Raw genomic sequence first — 20498 nt, 5'->3', positions numbered from 1 at the left:
CTACGGGGCCTCCCGGGCTAAACCCTGGGCCCTTGTCTCGTTGTCAGGTGCGCTCAAACAGCGCCATGGATTCCACGTGAGCCGTATGCGGAAACATATCCAGTACCCCAAGCGACTGCAAGCGGTAACCGCATTCGGCCAATAATCCGGCATCTCGCGCCAAAGTGGCGGGATTGCAGGAGACGTAGACCACCCGTTCCGGCGCGAGTTGCCCGATACCGGTCAGAATTTCCCGCGCCCCTTCGCGCGGTGGGTCGAGCAGCAGGGCAGAAACCTTACCACAGCGCCTTTGCAATTCCGCGCCACTCAAGCGAGCCAGATCCCCCGCCACGAATTGGACGTTGTCTACACTCTGTCGAGCGGCGTTCTCCCGCCCGCGTGCCACCATCGTTTCCACGGCCTCCACGCCCACGACCCGCTCACAGCGGCTGGCCAATGCTAGCGTAAAGTTGCCGATGCCACAAAACAGGTCCATTACCTGATCTTGGGGCTTCAATTGCAGCAGGTCCACTGCCCGCGTCACCATCTGGCGGTTAACGCCCCGGTTTACTTGGGTAAAGTCATTGGGGTGAAAAGCCAAATTGAGCCCAAACTCGGGCAAGTCATAACTTAGCCGGGGGTCACAGGTTTGGCCGGAAAGATCTCTGAGAGCGCCATCACCACAGTCGAGCCACAACTGAACCCCCTGCTCCGCTGCCAACGCCCGCAAAACGCTCAGATTGTGCTCCGTCAGAGGCTTTACTTGCCGCAGCAGTGCTGCCGGCCCCTCTTCCCCCAGCAGCAGCTCAACATGGGTAATGGCTCGACGGCTCGCGATGGCCGCCAGGCCCTCCCCCAAAGGCACCAGTAATTGCCGCAACACCGGTGCTAGCACCAGACACCGATCCACTGGCGTTAACTCCCGGCTCCGTCGGCGGCGGAATCCCAAGGTGACCGAGCCATTCTTCTCATACCACACCCCAAGGCGGGCCCGGCTGCGGTACCCCTCAGAGGGAGATTCGATGGGCGCTAGCAGCCGCTCCGGAGTCAACTTGGCCCAGCGGGCCATTTGCTCGGTAACCGCGCGCTGTTTAATGGCCAGCTGGTGTTCCGGTTGAATATGCTGCAATTGGCAGCCGCCGCACAAATCATAGTGAGGGCACGGTGGGGAAGTCCGCTCTGGAGCAGCCACTTGTACGGTTTCCACTCGCGCTTCCGCCAGTCGGGACTGGCTGCTGAAGACCCGCGCGTCCACCACCTCACCGGGCAGCGCGCCTTCCACGAACAAAGTTTTATCCTGCCACTGGGTGATACCGCGACCGTCATGGCTGATCCGCTCAATGGCGAGATCCTTCAGGGGTGTATTGAGGGTGGCCGCACTCGCGCCACGGCGGCTGCTCCCCTGGCGTGAAGGAGTGCTTTTACGACGCCTACTGATTGAACACCCCCGAAGATAGATAGCGGTCACCACGATCACAGACGATGGCCACGATCACAGCGTTGGTGACTTCCCGACTCAACTGCAACGCGGCGGCCACAGCACCACCCGAGGAGACGCCGGTGAAAATGCCCTCTTCCCGCGCCAGAGCGCGCATGGTGTTCTCGGCCAGATCCTGGGACATATTGACGACCCGGTCCACCCGGGACTCGTCGTAAATCTTAGGGAGGTAAGCGGCGGGCCAACGGCGAATGCCCGGTATACTCGCCCCCTCGTCAGGCTGAAGGCCAACAATCTGAATGTCAGGATTGCGTTCCTTAAAATAGCGCGAGCAGCCCATGATGGTGCCCGTAGTACCCATGGAGCTGACAAAGTGCGTGATGCGCCCGTCGGTTTGTTGCCAGATTTCCGGCCCAGTCGTTTCATAGTGGGCCTGCGGGTTGGCGGCATTGGCAAACTGATCCAGCACCCGCCCTTTACCCTCGGCTTGTAAAGCCAAGGCTCTGTCGCGTGCACCTTCCATGCCCTCCTCTTTGGACACCAGGATCAGTTCCGCCCCATAGGCGGTCATGGCGGCTTTGCGCTCCTCAGTGCTGCTTTCGGGCATGATCAGAATCATCCGGTAGCCCTTGATCGCCGCCACCATGGCCAGGGCAATGCCCGTATTGCCACTGGTGGCTTCAATCAAGGTATCGCCGGGGCGGATCAGGCCTTCCGACTCGGCGCGCTGAATCATCCACAGAGCTGGTCGATCCTTGACCGAGCCGGCCGGATTATTCCCCTCCAGTTTGACCAGCAGAGTGTTGCTGGTGGTGCCGGGCAAACGCTGCAGCCGCACCAGTGGCGTATTGCCCACAAAGGACTCGATGGTGGGAAAACTCATAGCGCCTTACCTCAGGGTTGGACGGCAAAAGAGGCTCATTCTACCGCCGAATATGCTATGGTGAAACCAACAAAAACAGGATCTTCCAGCCACATCAGACTCACCACCCCATGATCAAGAACAGTCTCAAGCACGATGTCGGGCGACTTATTTTACTGCCAGCGTTGGCCATCACCCTGATACTCGCCGGTAGTCTTACCTACCTCTATCTGTCCCAGCTCAACAAGTTTGTGACCATGCGCGGTGGTGCCCTGTCTGAAAAGCTGGCGCATATGAGCCACGTTTCGCTCATTCACGGCAATGCGGAGATGCTGCCCACGCTGCTGGAAGCCTCTCTGGAGGAGCCTTATGTACGCGCCGTTCAGGTACACCTAGCAGAAAGTGGGATTGTCTATCGAAGCGGCGCCAGTATGCTGCCTCCCCTGGAAGGCGCCGATGCGGATATGAGTCAACGTCAAATGCGACGTACGCCCAAGTCCATCCGCTTCGCCCACCCGGTGGTAGACGTCAACCATGAGCGGCCACTAGGGTGGTTGGAATTGGAGCTGTTGACCTCGCCCTTTTTGGTGCTGCGCTACAAAACCTTCCTGATCGCGCTAATACTGACCCTGTTGGGCGCTGGCTTGGCCACCATACTGTCCTTGCGGCTACACCGGAAAATCATCACACCTCTGGCGGACATCAAGGGCGTGCTAAGCGATATGGCCGAGGGCCAGCTGGGGCGGCGCATCGAGCCGCAACAGTGCCGGGAATTCCAGGACCTGGCGGACACAGTGAACACCATGGGTGCCTCCTTGGAGGAGGCTCACAAAGACATGCAGATTCACATTGATCAATCCATGGAAGATCTGCGCGAGACGCTGGAAACCATCGAAGTTCAAAACATCGAACTGAACATGGCGCGCAAAGAGGCCCTGGAGGCCAGCCGTATCAAGTCGGAATTCTTGGCCAATACCAGTCATGAGATCCGCACCCCCCTGAATGGCATCCTGGGCTTTACCAATTTGGCTTTGAAAACTCAGTTGGATGATCAACAGCGCGGTTATCTGCAGACCATTCGCGATTCATCACAGAATTTGCTCACGGTCATTAACGACATTTTGGACTTTTCAAAAATCGAAGCCGGCAAGCTGACTCTGGACTATGTGCCCCTACCACTGCGTCGGGTTGTGGAAGAAGCGGTGCATATCCAGGCGCCGGATGCCCACGAAAAAAATCTGCAGTTAATTACACTCGTCGATGACAAAATTCCGCTGCGCTTGCTGGGCGATCCCCTGCGTTTAAAACAAGTACTCGCCAACTTGGTCAGCAACGCCATCAAGTTCAGCCAGAAGGGCAACATTGTCATACACGCTGCGCTGTTAAGCCGACAGGAAAATCAGATCACAATTAAAATCAGTGTCACCGATAGTGGCATTGGACTCACCGAAGAGCAAAAAGCACGCTTGTTCCGGGCTTTTGATCAGGCGGACAGTTCCAGCTCGCGAGAGCACGGTGGCACCGGGCTCGGCCTGGTCATCTGCCGCGGCCTAGTTGAGCGGATGGGCGGCGAAATCGGTGTTGAAAGCGAAGCTTCTCAAGGTGCGCGTTTCTGGTTCACCGCGCGTTTGGGTATTGACAAGACTCAGCCGGATACTGAAGAGCGCCCGTTGCTCGGCAAGCGTGTCCTAGTATGCAGCGAAAACGCCGCTTTCGCCCAACAGGCCGAACATTTATTGCGACTTTGGCAAGCGGATACCGATAGCGTACAAAGCATTCACGACATCTTTACCAAATTGCGCAGCGCCAGTGAGAACTGCACGGGCTTTTCTTTGGTGCTACTGGATATTGCCCCCGAGGAACGCCGCATTCGACCGCAGCTACTGCATAACCTAGCCCAACAATTAACGGACGAGCTGGGCTGCGCGTTGGTGATCGCCTGTACGCCAGCGCATCAGGAAATACTACGCGGCCAGAACGACACAAGCCTGTTTACCTTCGTCCATAAGCCCGTCACCCATGACAGTCTTTTGGAAGCTTTAGCGCCGCGCATGAATATCGACTTGAAGGCCAACAGAAGTCAGACAAGCAATGACGAGCACAGTGGCACAGAGACCAGCGCTAAGATTCTGGTAGTCGACGATAACCCGGCCAACTTGCAACTGGCCAGTGAGTTGTTGCGCGGCCTCAATACCCATGTGGTGCAAGCAAGCAGTGGACAGGCGGCACTTGAGGTGTGCGCCAACGAGGACTTCGACCTTATCTTTATGGACATTCAAATGCCGGGCATGGATGGCATCGAGACTACTCGGGAGCTGCGCTTGAGATCGACGGGCGCCCAGCGCACCCCAATCATCGCCCTTACCGCACACTCAATGACTGAACAAAAGTCGGAATTGCTTATCGCCGGATTGGATGACTGTATCAGCAAACCCGTGAGCGAAGCGCAGCTTGCCCACATTATTAATCGGTGGGTCAATCTCAATGGGCGCAAGGTACGTGAGCTGGTCGCAAAGCCCTCGAACACGAGCACACCCGATACCGAGCCGCGCTCAATTCCGAGTGCTTCGGAACCGGGCCCCGTTGACATTGCCCTGTGTTTAAAGCTCGCCAACCATAAAGCGGGATTGGCTCGCGATATGCTCGTCATGATGTTGCAGAATCTCGACGCGGAACGTAACGACATTAATCGCGCTTACGACAACAAAGACTTTGAACAAATGGAAGAGTTGGTGCACCGGCTGTACGGCAGTTGCTGCTATTGCGGCGTGCCCCGCTTAAAACGAATCAGCGGTCTTGTGGATAAGATACTGCAGAACCGGCAGTACGACCAGTTGTCCGCTCCGGTCACAGCCCTCCACAATGAAATTGAGGAAATATTACGCTGGGGCTACCAGCGGGACATAGACAGCCTGTTCGATTTGTCCGAATAATGGCTGTAACGCCAGCAATCACTAACGGGATGAGCGAAACAACTCGCGACTTTTAAGCGGTTTATTACCCAGCAAAGGCTGAAGTGCCGCGCGGGTGAGCCGCTTGGCAGCGAGGCGAGTTTCTGCCTGGGAAAAATCATCCGCGGCGATGGCCAGAAGGTCCCGCCCGGAGTAAAACACTTGCACACCAGGTGGCGGTATTGAACTTGAAACCACCTGGGTAAATCCGTGTTCAGAATCAAACTGGTAGTGGGCGTCCGCGATCAACGGCGTTCCGTGAGTTGCGTCCGTGGTCAGATTGATCCCATAACCGAGCTCTTCCAAGACACTCAACTCAAACCGGCGTAGCAGGGGTTCCAGTGGTGCTTCACGACTCAATGCCATGAGCGTTGCCTGATAGTTTTGAAACAAAAAGGGATAGGCGTCCGTTTCCGCCAGCACTCGCAGTAACAGTTCATTCATGTAGAACCCACAATACAGCGCCGCGCCATGCAGCGCGAAGCTCGCGCCATCGGGTTCGATTGAAGTGAGTAATTTGAGTCCGCCCCGCCCCTGATAGGAAGCCAACAGACCGGTGAAAGGATTCAACAGTGCACGACGCCGGCTCTTGGCGGCGCGCACACCTTTGGCCACCACCGCCACCCTGCCTTGGTCACGCGTTAACAGCTCCACCAGCATGCTGGTGTCCCGGTAGGGGCGGGTATGGAGTACGTACGCCGGCTGTAACTCAACGCGCACGGGACGGCCTTATTCGTAGCCAAGACTGCGTAGAGCACGCTCGTCGTCGGACCAGCCGGATTTGACCTTAACCCACAGTTTGAGCATCACCTTGCTCTGAAACAACTTTTCCATGTCAACGCGTGCTTGCTGACCAATCTGCTTGATTCGATCGCCTTTGTCGCCGATCAAAATGCGCTTTTGGCCGTCGCGTTCCACCAAAATCAAGGCGGAGATATGCAGCACCTTGCCTTCCTGCTTGTACTCTTCGATCTCTACCGCCATTTGATAAGGCAGCTCGTCGCCTAATTGGCGGGTAATTTTCTCGCGTACAATTTCGGACGCCATAAAGCGCGAACTGCGATCCGTCAATTGATCGTCGGGGAAGAGATGTTCACCCTCGGGCAAATGATCGAGAATTAGCGCTTCCAGCCGATCCAAATTCGTATTGCGCAACGCCGACAAGGGCATGATCTCGGCTTTGGGCAAACGCTCAGACAAGGTTTTCAAGTGAGGTAGCAATACCTCTTTATTGTCCACCTGATCGACCTTGTTCACGGCCACCACAATGGGGCAAGTGACATGCTCCAACTGCTGGGCGACCATTTCGTCCTCGTCGGTCCATATCAGGCGATCGACCATAAACACTACTAAATCCACGTCTTTGATGGCCGTGCTCGCCGCGCGATTCATGTAACGATTAATGGCCTTAGCTTGTCCCAGGTGCAAGCCCGGCGTGTCCACAAACACAATTTGGTCTGAGCCCTCAGTCTTAATGCCCTGAACATTGTTGCGAGTGGTTTGGGGTTTGCGAGAGGTAATACTGACTTTCTGCCCAAGCATATGGTTGAGCAGCGTGGACTTGCCCACGTTCGGGCGCCCCACGATGGCCACATAACCACACCGACTGGCAGACTTGGACGTATCAGACATTGAGAAACCTTTGGTTCTTGGAATGGGACGATGCACTGCTGGAACGGATGTTAATGCCCGCGCAACTTCTCTAATACGGCAGCGGCCGCTTGCTTTTCCGCCTCTCGCCGACTGCTTGCGCTAGCCTGTACCGCCTGTTTAAGCAGTGCCACTCGGCAAGCAATGGTAAACGTGTGCGCATGGGCCTGGCCGGCCACCTCTACCACCTGATAGTCTGGTAGGGGCAGTTGCTTGGCTTGCAAGAATTCCTGCAATTCAGTTTTTGGGTCTTTGCTCGGCTTATCCAGGGATACCTGCGCTAACCGGGGCTGGTACCAAGCATTGACGCGTTCAGCGCAAGCGTCAAAACCCGCCTCCAAATAAATAGCCCCGATGATGGCCTCTACCGCGTCGGCCAGAATGGAGTCCCGCTTTTGGCCCCCACTTTTCATCTCGCCTTCACCCAGGCGCAGGCAACCACCCAGCTCAAACTCGTGCGCCAGTTCCGCTAGAGTTTCCCCTTTGACCATCTGCGCGCGCAATCGACTCAATTGCCCTTCACGCGCCTCGGGAAGCTTCCGGTACAAGGCCTCACCGATAATAAAATTGAGAATGGAGTCTCCCAAAAATTCCAGGCGCTCATTATTTGGGCTGCCGAAGCTGCGATGCGTTAACGCCAACTCCAACTGCGCGTCATCGCGAAAGCGATACCCCAAACAATCCTGCAAGCGTTGAAAACGTTGCGACACAAATAATAACCTCTGTTAACGGCCTGTTAGTCGGCGGGCCTGCAGCAGGCTTCCGGCCTGGCACTGTCCAATTGATTTTCGAAACTCAGCACCAGGTCGATGTTCCACACCAGCGGCTCACGGGTCTCGTAGTTGATGTTCACTATCGTGTTCCCAGAGCGCTTCTCAACTTCTATGTTGTTCCTGGGCCCCGGGCTGCGCACGTTGTTGATGTCGTAAAACCGTAGCAACTCCTGCCGAATCTCCCGGGGGGTCATGCTATGAAGCCGAACGGGATCCGCGGCCAGGGAATTCAGGGCTGCCACCACGTAGCGGTTTTCCGCATAAATCGGCACCACTTTAAATGCACAGAGCAGAAAAAAACCACCGATTGCGATAATCAAAACCAAGAGCGGCATGGATATGCCGCGTTGCAGCTTAAGAGTACTCATGGCCAAGTTTCCTCTGGTTTTATTATATCGGCCCAGCAGGGAGTGCTGAGAGTGGGCACTGCACCTCTAGTGAATTCTGCCCGCAGGTTCGAAACTGGGCAGACTAAATACCGGGTGCCAATGCATCCAGACCGCCACGGCTTTACCCACTATAGCGTCCTCAGATACAAAGGCCAGATCCGGCGCCGAGCCTGGATTGAGTTCGTTCCAGCCCCGGCTATCAAAACTGGCATCGCGGTTGTCGCCCATCATGAAATAGTGGCCTTCGGGCACCTCCCAGGAACCGTGGCGGCTGTAGCGCCCCGGGGTAAGGTTTTTGTGCACCGTGTACTCCTTGTCGCCCAGCGTCTCGCGCACTACTCGGTATTGCGGATTGTGCTCAGGCATCAGCGCCACCGTTTCCTCTTCGACGGGCTGGCCGTTGATCGTCAGCACGTGGTCAATGTACTCCACGTGATCGCCGGGAATCCCAATCACCCGTTTGATGAAATAGGTATCCGGCAAATGGGGCGGAAAAAACACCATAACATCCCCACGCTGGGGATCGTTGACGGGGATCACACGCTTATTGAGCACCGGTAGTCGCAGTCCGTAAGTGAACTTGTTGACGACCAGAAAATCGCCCACGTTCAAAGTGGGCTCCATGGATGAGGAGGGAATCTGAAAGGGCTCGAGAATAAACGAACGCAGCACAAACACCAGCAGCAACACCGGGAAAAACGACTTGGAGTACTCCACCACCGTCGGCTCACGCGCAGCCACCAGTTGGGCGTCGTTATAGGCGCGTTTTTGGTGTTCATCGTCCAGATTAACGTTTTCAAACTGCTGTCTGATCGCCGCTAACCGACGTTTGCGCGGGGGTGCCAGCACGAGGATGTCGTACAGCCAGATCAAGCCGGTAATAAAGACCGCCAGCGTCAGAATCAGAGGCAGGTTAATGCTACTCATCGGGTTTCCTAGGTATCCACTTTCAAGACTGCCAGGAAGGCTTCCTGGGGTATATCCACCCGGCCAACCTGCTTCATGCGCTTCTTGCCGGCTTTTTGTTTTTCCAGCAGCTTCTTCTTACGTGAGGCGTCACCACCGTAGCACTTTGCGGTAACGTTTTTGCGCAACGCTTTAACCGTGCTGCGCGCAACGATTTGACCACCAATAGCCGCCTGAATTGCCACATCAAACATCTGCCGGGGAATCAACTCCTTCATTTTTTCCACCAGAGAGCGACCGATCTGATGTGACTGATCCCGATGCACGATAAGCGCCAAGGCATCCACTTTCTCGCCGTTAATCAACACATCCAGGCGCACCAAGCGCGCTGGCTCAAAACGATCAAAACTGTAATCCAAGGAGGCGAAACCGCGACTGGCCGATTTCAGGCGGTCGAAGAAGTCGAGCACTACCTCGTTCATGGGCAGGTCGTAACGCAAGCTCACTTGCGAGCCGGTGTACTGCATGTCTTTTTGCATACCCCGACGCTCACTGCACAGGGTAATCACCGCGCCGACGTGTTCGTGCGGCACCAATATGTTGGCCTCCACGATCGGCTCGCGCATTTCCTCGATCATGCCAGGGTCCGGCAGGGACGAGGGATTGTCTACGTAAATGGTTTCACCCTGGCTGGTGACCACTTCGTACACCACCGTTGGTGCCGTGGTGATCAGGTCGAGGTCGTATTCTCGCTCCAGCCGCTCCTGAATAATTTCCATGTGCAGCATGCCCAGGAAACCACAGCGGAAACCGAAACCCAGCGCGTCAGAGCTTTCCGGCTCATAGAACAACGAGGCGTCGTTAAGCGTCAATTTGGACAGAGCATCCCGGAAGTTTTCAAAATCGTCCCCGTCCACCGGGAACATACCCGCGTACACCTGCGGTTTAACCTTTTTAAAGCCGGGCACGGCCGGTACGTCCGGAGTGTGCACATGGGTCAGGGTATCGCCCACAGGTGCACCCAGAATCTCTTTGACGCCGGCAATAACAAAGCCCACTTCACCGGCCTTCAGTTCTTTCAATTTGGTGAGCTTGGGGCTGAATACCCCGACGCTGTCCACCACATGCGCCTTGCCGATAGACTTGGTAATGATTTTGTCTTTCACACACAGGCGGCCTTGCCGGACCCGCACCAAAGACACAACACCCATGTATTTGTCGAACCAGGAGTCAATGATCAGTGCTTGCAAGGGTGCATCCACGTCGCCTTCGGGCGGCGGCACCAAGCGCACCAGTTCTTCCAAAACGTCTTCGATACCTTCACCGGACTTGGCACTACAGCGCACCGCGTCCATGGCTTCGATACCGATAATGTCTTCAATTTCCTGCGCAACGCGTTCCGGCTCAGCCTGAGGCAGGTCCATTTTGTTCAGAACCGGGATGACTTCCAGGCCTTGTTCAATGGCCGTGTAACAATTGGCAACCGACTGAGCCTCCACACCTTGGCCGGCATCCACCACGAGAAGCGCACCTTCACAGGCCGACAGCGAGCGGGACACCTCGTAGGAGAAGTCCACATGGCCCGGAGTATCAATAAAATTGAGCTGGTAGGTTTTCCCATCCCGCGCCTTGTAGTGAAGGGTCACACTTTGGGCTTTGATGGTAATGCCCCGCTCCCGCTCCAGATCCATGGAGTCGAGCACCTGCTCGCTCATCTCGCGATCACTTAAGCCGCCACAGAGACGGATAAAGCGGTCGGCGATGGTGGATTTGCCGTGGTCGATATGGGCGATGATGGAAAAATTGCGAATGTGGCTGAGATCGGTCACTGGGCGTCGGGTACTTGTGTCAGAAGTGGAAAATGCGGCCACTAAACCGGCCGCCAAAATAAGGCGGCCAGTTTAGCTTATTTGTCGACCCCCCGCCATGGGGCCCAGAGATTGGGGTCCTTCTGGGTGCCACTGGATCGCCTAGGGAAGGATGCCCTGCATTTTGAGACCCTCGGGGGCAGGAAGCAGAAGCGGAGCGTACATGGGCGAGTCACTGGCATCCTGCTTCGCCCTATCTCCTGAGGCCATGCATTCGTTAGTCAAAGCGTGTCTCGAAGCGCACCTCACTACCAGAGGAAAGGATACCCTGCGTTTTGAGACCCTCGGAGGCAGGAAGCCGACGCGGAGCGTACAGGGACGTATGTACAGCGTGTCTCGAAACGCAGGGTATCCTTTCCTCCCGCTCCGCAGCACTAATCGTCACGACAGCAAGGATCGTTTCAATATTAGCCAGGCGAACCAACCGGTTAGGCGGTCAATCAGCCGGCCCTACCCGAATGGTCCGGAAAGACGGCTTACCGTCGCGTAAAAAGCGCACCGCGACGTTTTCCCCCTCCTCTAACTCGGCCACCTGAGCGCTATAGCTGTCAACCGAATCAATGGCCTCAAAGCCCAACTGGGTAATCACATCACCTTGGCGCAAACCCGCTTCTGCGGCCGGCCCATCCGGGTCTACTTCACTCACCGCCACACCTGGTTCGGATGCAAATTCATCCAAAGGTTCCACCACCAAACCGAGTCGATCCGAAGCCACTTCTGGCTCCTGTGGCGGCTCTGGCGTGTCCCGCTCCTCACGGTCGGGCAACCGTCCAACCTCGACATCCAAGGTCATTCGGTCACCACGGCGTACCAGCGTAACCGGCACCTCTGTGTTGGGTCGGGTACGCCCGACCATCGGCGGCAAATCTCCTGAACTGCGTACACGCGTGCCATCAAATTCCACAATCACATCGCCCACACTCAGGCCGGCGTTGGCGGCCGGACTGTCGGGCTGAACCTGAGAAATCAGCGCGCCGCCTGCCCGGTCTAAGCCCAGAGATCGAGCCAAGTCGCGGTCCAGGTCCTGAATCACCACCCCCAACCAACCGCGCTCCACGCGCCCGGTTTCACGCAATTGTGCAATGACTTCCTGAGCCAGTTCGGCTGGCACCGCAAACGACAGGCCAATGGAGCCTCCCGTGCGGGTAAAAATCTGGGCGTTAATTCCCACCACTTCGCCATCCAGATTAAACAAGGGACCGCCGGAGTTACCGGGATTGATCGCCACGTCAGTTTGAATAAACGGCACATAGCTCTCTTGGCGTTGCCCGGGAATGCTGCGTCCGATAGCGCTCACTATGCCAACACTGGCGGAATAATCGAGACCAAAGGGAGAGCCTATCGCCAGTACCCATTCGCCGACGCGAACACTGTCAGGTTCCGCAAAACGCAGCGTAGGTAAATCTTCTGCATCGATTTTCAACAGCGCCAAGTCTGAGCGCGGGTCAGAGCCCACCACCTCGGCGTGAAACTCCCGCCGGTCCAGGAGGCGCACAACGATTTCGTCGGCGCGATCCACTACGTGATTATTGGTAATCACATAACCGTCTTCGGATACGATAAAACCAGAGCCCATGGAGTGAAAGTCCCGCTCGGGAGGGGAGTGACGCTCAAAAAACTCGCGAAACATTTCGGGGATTTGTTCTTCCGGCATCTGTCTGCGCTCTTGCGCGGTGACGCTGCCACGGACAGTGATTTTAACTACAGCGGGTGAGTGTTCTTCGATTAGATCTGTGAAATCGGGTAACGCTTGAGCCTGGGCAGCCAAAGCCATCAGCAACAAACTCCACAAGGCCGTCAGGGCCACAGTTTTAACACCGGGTCTACCCATGCATTCCTCTCCTAAGCGCTTTACGTGTTTGGGTGATGCGAATACTTGATCGACAGCTAACCATCGGCTAATTAGCTGTGGGATCTTGTTGGACTTAAGGATGGGGGATAAATTCCCGATTTCAAGCCGCGTCAGGGCTGGCGGGAGGCGTTCAGGCGTTCGTCGGCGCGGTCCACTCTGAGTGTGACGCGACGGTTCTGGTGGCGACCTTCGGGGGTATGGTTGCTGGCGACCGGGTAGCGCTCGCCATGCCACCGGACGGTAATCATCGACTCTGGCACGTCTCGGTCCATCAGATATTGCGCCACCCACTCAGCGCGCTGCCGGGACAACTCCAAATTGTCGGCGCGCAAACCCATGGCGTCGGTATGACCATCGATAAAAATACGGGTTACTGCGTCGTCTGCTCGGGCGTAAAGGGCCAATTGTTCCAACTTTTCAAGCTCTTCGTCGGGCAACTCGTCCTGCCCCAATTGAAAGTACAAGGCCGTGCGTGCAATCTGATCGTAGTTTACCGGCAGAAGGCCGGCCTGGCAGCGGTGGAAACGCTCAAGGGCGGGACGAAAGCTCACCGGCTCTACCATGATGCGGACTTGAGTATCCTCACCATACCAAGCCTGCCGGGCGAATACTAAACGCTTTCCGCTTTGCAGGGTGGCCATCAACTGCTGAGAGTCGCGCCAATCGAGCTGCACCGGCCGTTCGCCCTCCACCACATCCACTCGACCCAGCTCCCGACTCCCCGGAATCTCTTCCCACAGCGGGTTCTGTACTTCTAGCCGCGCCTCCCCAGGCGCTAATTGGCGACTGTCCTGGCGCAGGTAAAAGCTCTGCTCCTCCCCGGCGCGCCGGGAAAAGACCGCCGCACCATAGAGTGGAATCGCTTGCGACAAACGGCACTCAAACTGGGAGGATTCCAGCTGCCAGGCGGCATCCGCCATGGTGGATTCAAAAGTCGCTCCCCAAACCGGTGCAGCCACCAGGCTTGCGCCTAGTGCCAACAACGGTATCCGGCGCAAGCTTCGGCACCAGAATAGGCTCATGCTTTTTCCCCGGTCGTATTCATACTCAGGGTATCGGCCCGAAGCGGCTGCGCTTTAGCGGCAATTTTGTTAGCATGCGGGTTTCCATTTCAGCCATCAGCCAAGTGATCCCTCAGGCCATGCCCCAGCAATTGACCCTCACCCGCCCCGACGACTGGCACATTCACCTGCGTGACGGAAGCTCTCTACCCCGAACCGTAGGCGATGTCGCTCGCTACTTTGGCCGGGCCATCGTTATGCCGAATCTGGTTCCGCCCGTAATTAACGCCGAGCAGGCTCTGGCGTATCGAGACAGAATCCTCGCAGCCCGGCCGCCGGGAAGCCAATTTGAGCCTTTGATGGTGCTCTACCTGACCGACAACACTCGCCCAGAAGACATTAAACGCGCTCAAGAAGCTGGCGTTGTGGCCTGTAAGCTGTACCCGGCCGGAGCGACCACCAACTCGGACTCTGGAGTTACCCAACTGGCCAAGCTCTACCCGGCCTTGGAAGCCATGCAAAAGGAAGGCATGAAGTTCTTACTGCACGGTGAAGTCACGGACTCGGACATCGATATTTTTGACCGAGAGAAGGTCTTTTTGGAGCGTCACTTTGCACCGCTCACCCGAGACTTTCCGGCGTTGCGCATGGTGCTGGAGCACATCACTACAAAAGACTCAGCCGACTTCGTCGCCGCTGCTGGTGACAATGTGGCCGCCACCATCACAGCGCACCACTTGCTGTACAACCGCAACCATATGCTGGCGGGCGGCATCCGCCCTCATTATTACTGCCTACCCATTCTTAAACGCAATACCCACCAGGCGGCTCTGATAGCCGCGGCCACTAGCGGCAATCCCCGCTTTTTCCTGGGCACGGATTCAGCACCGCACGCGCGCCACAAAAAGGAAAGCGCCTGCGGCTGCGCTGGCAGCTACACCGCTCATGCCGCTATCGAGTTCTACGCTCAAGTATTTGAAGACGCCGGAGCTCTGGACAAGCTGGAAGCGTTTGCCAGCCACTTTGGCCCGGACTTTTATCAACTACCGCGCAATACCGACCACATCACCCTGGTAAAGCGGCCCTGGGTAATACCAGAGCAGCTAACCCTGGACGAGGCTTCCGGCTTAACGCCTCTGGCGGCCGGAGAAACACTGGCATGGCAAGTTGCGTCCAACCCCCAAGACAACAGATAAGGTTTTTTTGATTGTGAATCCCCCCGAAACCCCGAAGGACCCCACGTCTCCGCTGGCGGCACGATTCCGTGGCTTTCTACCCGTCGTCGTGGATGTGGAAACCGGTGGCTTTAACTCCGGCACCGATGCGCTACTGGAAATTGCTGCGGTCACGCTTTATATGGACGACGAAGGCTATCTGCGCCGCAAAGAAACCTTTGATTTCCACGTAGACCCCTTCGAAGGCGCCAATATCGAGCAAGCTGCGCTGGATTTTACCGGCATAGACCTGGATAACCCGGAGCGTTGCGCTGAGCCCGAAGTGATGGTGATGAACGACCTGTTTCAGGCGATTCGCCGCTCCGTGCGCGACAACGGTTGCACCCGAGCCGTAATGGTCGGCCACAACGCCCACTTTGATCTGGGCTTTCTCAACGCCGCTGTGGCCCGCTGTGACCTCAAACGAAACCCATTCCACCCCTTTTCCTGTTTTGATACCGCCACCCTGAGCGGGCTCGCCTTCGGCCAAACCGTGCTGGCCAAAGCCTGCCAAGCAGCCAACATCGATTTTAGTAACAGCGAAGCCCATTCGGCCGCCTATGACGCCGAAAAGACCGCCGAGCTCTTCTGCTATATTGTCAATCGCTGGCGCGAGTTGGGTGGCTGGATGCCGAGCCCGGTCGATGCACTGGATGATGAAGCGCCGGAATAAGTCACTCTTAATACAGCACCTGAGCAACTCGCCATGGCCAAAGCCCGCAACCCGAAACGCAAAACTCCCGCCCCAAGCACCCCTAATTGGCCGGTGCTGGGTTTAGCTTTAATTGGCATGGCGTTGACCGCCTACTTGAGCGTTCTCGCATGGCTCGGAGGCGGTGGTGCGATTTTGTGCGGCCCGGAATCCGGTTGCGACGTGATTCAGCAAAGCCGTTGGTCACAGGTGATGGGCTTACCCCTAGCGTTTTGGGGCTTTCTACTCTACGGCTTGATGGCCGGGTTGGCGTGGCGGGGTACGCAGCGCCTGAAAGACTGGAGAAGGCTCTGGACTCTGGCGTTAATCGCACTGGCCATTAGCCTCTATTTGACGGTGATAGGACTCTGGCAATTGAGCGCTGTGTGCCTCTGGTGCCTAGCGTCTTTGGCCATTATCGGCGCAATTTTCACCCTTTTAACGGTTAAGCGGCCAACCCAGGCTCCGGGGACCAGTTGGACCAACTGGTTGCTCAATCGCGGAGTCGTCGCGGTGCTCGTAGTGGGTGCCCTGCACTTTTACTACAATTACGACGCACTCTTATCAACGCCGCCGGATGACCGGCTCACTTCGTTGGCTCAGCATCTGGATGAAACCGGTGCCCGTTACTTTGGGGCCTCCTGGTGCGCCGCCTGCCAGCAGCAAAACGCCCTGTTTGGCGATGCCAAAGAACACCTGCCCTATATTGAATGCACGCCCCATGGCCGTCACGGTGGAATGGCACTGGAGTGCAGCCGTGCGGATATTCGCAACTTCCCCACTTGGATCATTGATGGGGAACGCCACATCGGCGTGCTGCAACCCCGGGAGCTAGCCCGCCATTCCGGCTTTGATTGGGACGAGTAACACGCCCGCACAAGGCCGCCTCTATCGATAGGCGGCTTTTTGTTCCTGAGGCTCGGGCGGCCGGTAGCGGTTGGCCAACGCTTCGCGGCGAGCTTGCTCTTTGCGTTTACGGGATTCGTGACTCGCTTTGACCCAGTCGTCAGACCGTCTTTGCCAACCTTGATCATTCGCCATACAACACTCCTTCTACTGCCTGGATATGGTGCGTCTTTAGTAGCTACCTATTTACCTATAGCACAGAAGCGGGGTACAAACGCAAGGTCGCACCACTTTTCTCTGTAAAAAACCTCTGCTCGTTGCTATGCTAGCCCGGTGTTCGGTGCCAAAAGGGTGCTATAACAATTAAGGCCGTCATCGGTACGGATAATCAGCAGGAGTCATCATGACCATACAGCAAAAACTCTTTGTCGTTGTCGACCCCAACGACGAGCAGCATATTGCGCTGGAGCGCGCCATCATTACCGCCGCACTCCATGAAGTGAAACCCTACATTTATGTATTTGTCGCGGTCGATGGCGACGCGGTGGATACTCGCGCCAGCAATGACAACCTGTTCCGTGACCAGAGCTGGTTCGACGAAACCATTAAGAAGCCTCTTGCAAGCGCCGGATTGGAGTATCTGATTGAGGTTTCCTGGTCGAGCGAATGGCAAAAGTCGATCATGCAGTCGTCCAAGCGTTTTGGCTCTGACCTGATTTACCTGCCGGTGCACGCCAAAGTGAATTACAGCCGTTTTACCTTTACCGAATCCAAGTGGGAGCTGCTAAAAGGCGCGCCCTGCCCAGTAGTCTTGATTCGCCCGGCCGCTAAGGAGCAGCGCAAGGTCATCCTGGCGGCGGTGAACTTCCAGGCCAAGCGGGACATTCAGAAAGAACTGAACAAGTTGATTCTCGAACAGGCCCGCCACTTCGCAGAAGTGTACGGCGCGGATCTGCATGTGGTGAATGGTTATTTGGACTCCATGAGCTATCCGGACCGAGGTCGACTGGTGCGGGACACTGGGTTGGCGACCGACCGGATCCACGTCAAGAACGGTTATACCTCCGATGTGGTGGCCGACGTCGCCGATGACATCGGGGCGGACCTGGTGGTTATAGGTACTCTGGGCCAAAACGGTATGACTACGACGCGCCGGGGCAATACCGCCGAGCGTCTGATTGCCGCTTTGGATGACGACGTTATGGTCATCAACCACGAATAAGCGACACACTGTGACGCGGACCATAGGGTCCGCGTCACACATCTCGCCACCCAGCTTAACCTTCCCGCAATTCGTCCAACTCTTCCCGTAAATAGTGCATCCACTCAGAAAACGCACGCCGCACTTGCATGGGCGTGAGCGGACTGCTGCCGTGATTTGCGCCGCGCCCCAAAGGCTGCCGATCGGTTACCGTGGCCAGCAAGCGACCAGATACGGAATCATAAAGCTCTATACTGAGTACAATCACTGCCATGTCTCTGGGGTCTGTCACACCCATCTGCTCACTGGCCTCTTGGCTCAGGGTGGTTTGATGTAGGCTGGCATCCACTTGCAAGACATCGTTGCCGGGTTCCAACGCCAGCTCATAGGCTCCGTCCGCCACCAGGTGGTGCACCAAAGCGCCAACGTATTCCTGGCGAAAAAACTCCCGATCATTTCGATTCATTGCGCCCAACGGCAGATCCCGACCGGGTGGTCGCCAGTCCTCCAAATTTAAATCAGTCACCAGCAAGCGGTTATAGGCCGAAAAGTCCGCTCCGGGAGCCACAAAAACGCCGTCCAATAAGTAATCATCCACCGTTACGCCATCCGCTTCAGTCTCAGGCGGCACTGGTTCCGGAGCAGTGGCGCAGCCGGTCAAGACTGCGGCCGCGAACAGCCAAATCAACATCGTCAGTTTCATAGTGTTCCTCGCACTAAAGCCCTCGGCAGGCGGGTAATCGCTGTTTGCAAGGGCAGGTCATATTGCCTTGGGCATTCTGCCACAGACTGAACTCTGGTTGCGTACTCTACACGGTAGCGTTCACTCCATTGGGCAACCAATCGTTGCGCTTTACGCCTTGAACAAAAAAAATGATCCAGTTGTTGCACACGAGCACCCCGGCGCCAGCTGGGGAACTTTGCCTATCCCCCAACGTCGAGTTTTACAGGGTCCTGTAAACGGATTGGCCTCGCCACTGGTTTTTCCGGCACCGATATGGCCATGTCGGCAGACCCGTCCGACATAGCGCCGGTGCTGGCCAGACAGCGATTGCGCCCGATCGATTACGAAAGGAGATAGGTATGGCGAACACAGTGGGGGATTTCATTCTAAGTCGACTCACGGACTGGGGCATCAAGCGCATCTTTGGTTATCCCGGCGACGGTATCAATGGTCTCATGGGCGCTATGGATCGAGCGGAAGATCGCTTCGATTACGTGCGCGTCCGGCACGAAGAAATGTCCGCCTTTATGGCTGGCGGACACGCCAAGTTCACAGGCGAAGTGGGTGTGTGCATGGCCACGTCGGGACCGGGGGCTTTGCATTTGCTCGCTGGTTTGTACGACGCCAAAGGGGACCATGTGCCCGTAGTGGCAATTGTTGGCCAGCAATCCGCCAGCTCTTTGGGCAGCGACTTTCAACAAGAAGTGGCACTGCAAACGGTGTTTGCGGACGTATGCAGTTACTGCCAAATGATTACCGAGCCGTCGCAGGCCCGGCACGTAATTGACCGCGCTGTGCGCATCGCCGCGGCCGAACGCGCGGTTACCTGCATCATCATTCCCAATGATGTGCAGATGATGAAAGCCGTCCCTTCGCCACCCCGCACTCACGGCAGTAACTACTCCAGCGCCAGCCCTGCACCCCAGCACCCAGTACCATCGGAAGCGGAGTTACACGCGGCGGCGGAAGTGCTCAATGCCGGGAAAAAAGTGGCCTTATTGGTGGGCGCCGGCGCCCTGTCCGCCACCGACGAAGTGATCGAGGTGTGCGAAATTCTCGGCGCCGGGGCTGCCAAAGCCCTACTGGGCAAAGCGGTGCTACCGGACAACCTGCCCTTTGTTACCGGCTCCATTGGTTTGTTGGGCACCAAGGCCAGTTGGGAACTGATGTCCAACTGCGACACCTTACTAATGGTCGGCACCACCTTCCCCTACTCTGAGTTTCTACCCAAGGACGGCGCTGCCCGGGCCGTGCAGATTGACCTTGATCCGCGCAACGTCGGGCTCCGCTACCCCACGGAAGTCAATCTCATCGGGGACAGCGCTGAAACGTTACGCCGACTCATGCCGCTGCTTAATTACAAACCGGATCGCTCCTGGCGAAAAACCGTGGAGAAAAATGTTTCCGATTGGTGGATCGACGTGGAAGAGAAAGCCATGGAAGACGCCGACCCCATCAACCCGCAACGGGTGTTCTCGGAATTGTCGCCGCGCCTGCAGTCCAACACCATTTTGTGTGGCGACAGCGGCTCTCACACCAATTGGTACGCGCGCAATATTCGCATGCAACGCGGCATGATGGGCTCGCTGTCAGGCAAACTCGCTAGCATGGGCAGCGGCGTACCTTACGCCATTGCCGCTAAGATGGCGCACCCGGATCGACCGGTCATTGCCATGGTGGGTGACGGTGCTATGCAGATGAACGGCAACGCTGAACTGGTTACGGTGATGCAGTATTGGCGGCGCTGGCAAAACCCCAGTTTCATCATCATGGTGTTGGTCAACCACGACTTGAATCAAGTGACTTGGGAGCAACGAGCCCTGGCCGGTGACCCCAAATACCCGACCGCACAGGACGTCATCGACTTTCCCTACGCGGAATACGGCCGCCTGTTGGGGTTCAAGGATATTCATGTGGATGACCCCAACGATATCGGACGCGCTTGGGATGAAGCCTTGGCCGCGGATCGCCCGGTGGTGATTGAGTTTATTACCGACCCCAATGTGCCGCCTATGCCGCCGCATATCACACTGGATCAAGCCACGTCTTATCTGGGCGCACTGTCCAAGGTGGACCCGGACCAGTGGGGCATCATCAAACAAAGTACCAAACAGTTTTTCTCTGGGTTAAACGTCCGGCGCTGAGTGACAACC

18 protein-coding genes are annotated in these 20498 nt (G+C 56.7%); 6 read left to right on the top strand and 12 right to left on the bottom strand.

Translation table 11 applies throughout. From position 1 onward, the window contains the following. Window positions 1–43 precede the first annotated feature (43 nt). Both rlmD and cysM read right to left on the bottom strand, forming a co-directional pair. Window positions 44–1456: a 23S rRNA (uracil(1939)-C(5))-methyltransferase RlmD gene (rlmD, locus tag RBH33_RS01705; protein ID WP_306730390.1), complete on the bottom strand. Its 1413-nt coding sequence runs from the start codon at window positions 1454–1456 to the stop codon at window positions 44–46. Next, complete coding sequence (gene cysM / locus RBH33_RS01700; RefSeq protein WP_306730389.1) at window positions 1410–2300, bottom strand: cysteine synthase CysM; 891 nt, start codon at window positions 2298–2300, stop codon at window positions 1410–1412. The genes rlmD and cysM overlap by 47 nt, the downstream gene beginning before the upstream one ends. Before the next feature lie 110 nt (window positions 2301–2410). Between cysM and RBH33_RS01695 the strand changes: the two genes are divergently transcribed. Next, complete coding sequence (locus tag RBH33_RS01695) at window positions 2411–5212, top strand: response regulator (RefSeq protein ID WP_306730388.1); 2802 nt, start codon at window positions 2411–2413, stop codon at window positions 5210–5212. A 21-nt stretch (window positions 5213–5233) separates the two neighbouring features. Here RBH33_RS01695 and recO read toward each other — a convergent pair whose 3' ends face one another. The 8 genes from recO to RBH33_RS01655 all read right to left on the bottom strand — a co-directional run bounded on the left by recO (window position 5234) and on the right by RBH33_RS01655 (window position 13690). Beyond that, the gene (gene recO / locus RBH33_RS01690) at window positions 5234–5950 is read right to left on the bottom strand and encodes a DNA repair protein RecO (protein WP_306730387.1); all 717 of its coding nucleotides are present in this window, start codon (window positions 5948–5950) and stop codon (window positions 5234–5236) included. Window positions 5951–5959: 9 nt separating this feature from the next. Then, window positions 5960–6862, bottom strand: coding sequence for a GTPase Era (era, locus tag RBH33_RS01685; RefSeq protein ID WP_306730386.1), 903 nt, complete (start codon window positions 6860–6862; stop codon window positions 5960–5962). A 50-nt stretch (window positions 6863–6912) separates the two neighbouring features. Continuing rightward, the gene (gene rnc, locus RBH33_RS01680; RefSeq protein WP_306730385.1) at window positions 6913–7590 is read right to left on the bottom strand and encodes a ribonuclease III; all 678 of its coding nucleotides are present in this window, start codon (window positions 7588–7590) and stop codon (window positions 6913–6915) included. Window positions 7591–7616: 26 nt separating this feature from the next. Next, window positions 7617–8021 (bottom strand): DUF4845 domain-containing protein, encoded by a 405-nt coding sequence (locus RBH33_RS01675; RefSeq protein ID WP_306730384.1) that lies wholly within the window; start codon window positions 8019–8021, stop codon window positions 7617–7619. A 66-nt stretch (window positions 8022–8087) separates the two neighbouring features. Continuing rightward, entirely contained in the window at window positions 8088–8969 is an 882-nt protein-coding gene (gene lepB / locus RBH33_RS01670) for a signal peptidase I (protein ID WP_306730383.1), read from the bottom strand. Between the two features lie 8 nt (window positions 8970–8977). Then, window positions 8978–10777, bottom strand: a complete 1800-nt coding sequence (gene lepA, locus RBH33_RS01665; protein WP_306730382.1) for a translation elongation factor 4 — start codon at window positions 10775–10777, stop codon at window positions 8978–8980. A gap of 475 nt (window positions 10778–11252) precedes the next feature. Further along, the gene (locus RBH33_RS01660; RefSeq protein WP_306730381.1) at window positions 11253–12647 is read right to left on the bottom strand and encodes a DegQ family serine endoprotease; all 1395 of its coding nucleotides are present in this window, start codon (window positions 12645–12647) and stop codon (window positions 11253–11255) included. A gap of 131 nt (window positions 12648–12778) precedes the next feature. Then, the gene (locus RBH33_RS01655) at window positions 12779–13690 is read right to left on the bottom strand and encodes a flagellar protein MotY (RefSeq protein WP_306730380.1); all 912 of its coding nucleotides are present in this window, start codon (window positions 13688–13690) and stop codon (window positions 12779–12781) included. A 119-nt stretch (window positions 13691–13809) separates the two neighbouring features. Between RBH33_RS01655 and pyrC the strand changes: the two genes are divergently transcribed. The 3 genes from pyrC to RBH33_RS01640 are packed head-to-tail and all read left to right on the top strand — an operon-like array spanning window position 13810 to window position 16441. After that, window positions 13810–14865 (top strand): dihydroorotase, encoded by a 1056-nt coding sequence (gene pyrC, locus RBH33_RS01650; RefSeq protein ID WP_306730712.1) that lies wholly within the window; start codon window positions 13810–13812, stop codon window positions 14863–14865. Between the two features lie 13 nt (window positions 14866–14878). Further along, a complete protein-coding gene (rnt, locus tag RBH33_RS01645; protein WP_306730379.1) occupies window positions 14879–15556 on the top strand; it encodes a ribonuclease T in 678 nt (225 codons plus the stop codon). 33 nt (window positions 15557–15589) lie between these two features. Further along, the gene (locus tag RBH33_RS01640; RefSeq protein ID WP_306730378.1) at window positions 15590–16441 is read left to right on the top strand and encodes a vitamin K epoxide reductase family protein; all 852 of its coding nucleotides are present in this window, start codon (window positions 15590–15592) and stop codon (window positions 16439–16441) included. A gap of 21 nt (window positions 16442–16462) precedes the next feature. Here RBH33_RS01640 and RBH33_RS01635 read toward each other — a convergent pair whose 3' ends face one another. Next, window positions 16463–16615 carry a hypothetical protein gene (locus tag RBH33_RS01635; RefSeq protein ID WP_306730377.1) on the bottom strand — a complete coding sequence of 51 codons (153 nt, stop codon included), beginning with the start codon at window positions 16613–16615 and terminating at the stop codon, window positions 16463–16465. Between the two features lie 208 nt (window positions 16616–16823). On the opposite strand from RBH33_RS01635, the gene RBH33_RS01630 reads away from it, so the two are divergent. After that, on the top strand, window positions 16824–17642 hold the full coding sequence (locus RBH33_RS01630) for a universal stress protein (RefSeq protein ID WP_306730376.1): 819 nt from the start codon (window positions 16824–16826) through the stop codon (window positions 17640–17642). A 55-nt stretch (window positions 17643–17697) separates the two neighbouring features. Here RBH33_RS01630 and RBH33_RS01625 read toward each other — a convergent pair whose 3' ends face one another. Next, window positions 17698–18324 carry a DUF3313 family protein gene (locus RBH33_RS01625; protein WP_306730375.1) on the bottom strand — a complete coding sequence of 209 codons (627 nt, stop codon included), beginning with the start codon at window positions 18322–18324 and terminating at the stop codon, window positions 17698–17700. Between the two features lie 380 nt (window positions 18325–18704). Between RBH33_RS01625 and RBH33_RS01620 the strand changes: the two genes are divergently transcribed. Then, window positions 18705–20489, top strand: a complete 1785-nt coding sequence (locus tag RBH33_RS01620) for a thiamine pyrophosphate-requiring protein (RefSeq protein ID WP_306730374.1) — start codon at window positions 18705–18707, stop codon at window positions 20487–20489. Window positions 20490–20498 lie beyond the last annotated feature (9 nt).

The sequence above is a fragment of the Marinimicrobium hydrolyticum genome (assembly GCF_030848505.1).
In the GTDB taxonomy this organism is placed as follows: Bacteria; Pseudomonadota; Gammaproteobacteria; order Pseudomonadales; family Cellvibrionaceae; genus JAVDDU01.
The sequence above is the reverse complement of the archived record's forward strand: the minus strand, read 5'-3'. Positions and strand labels throughout refer to the sequence as shown.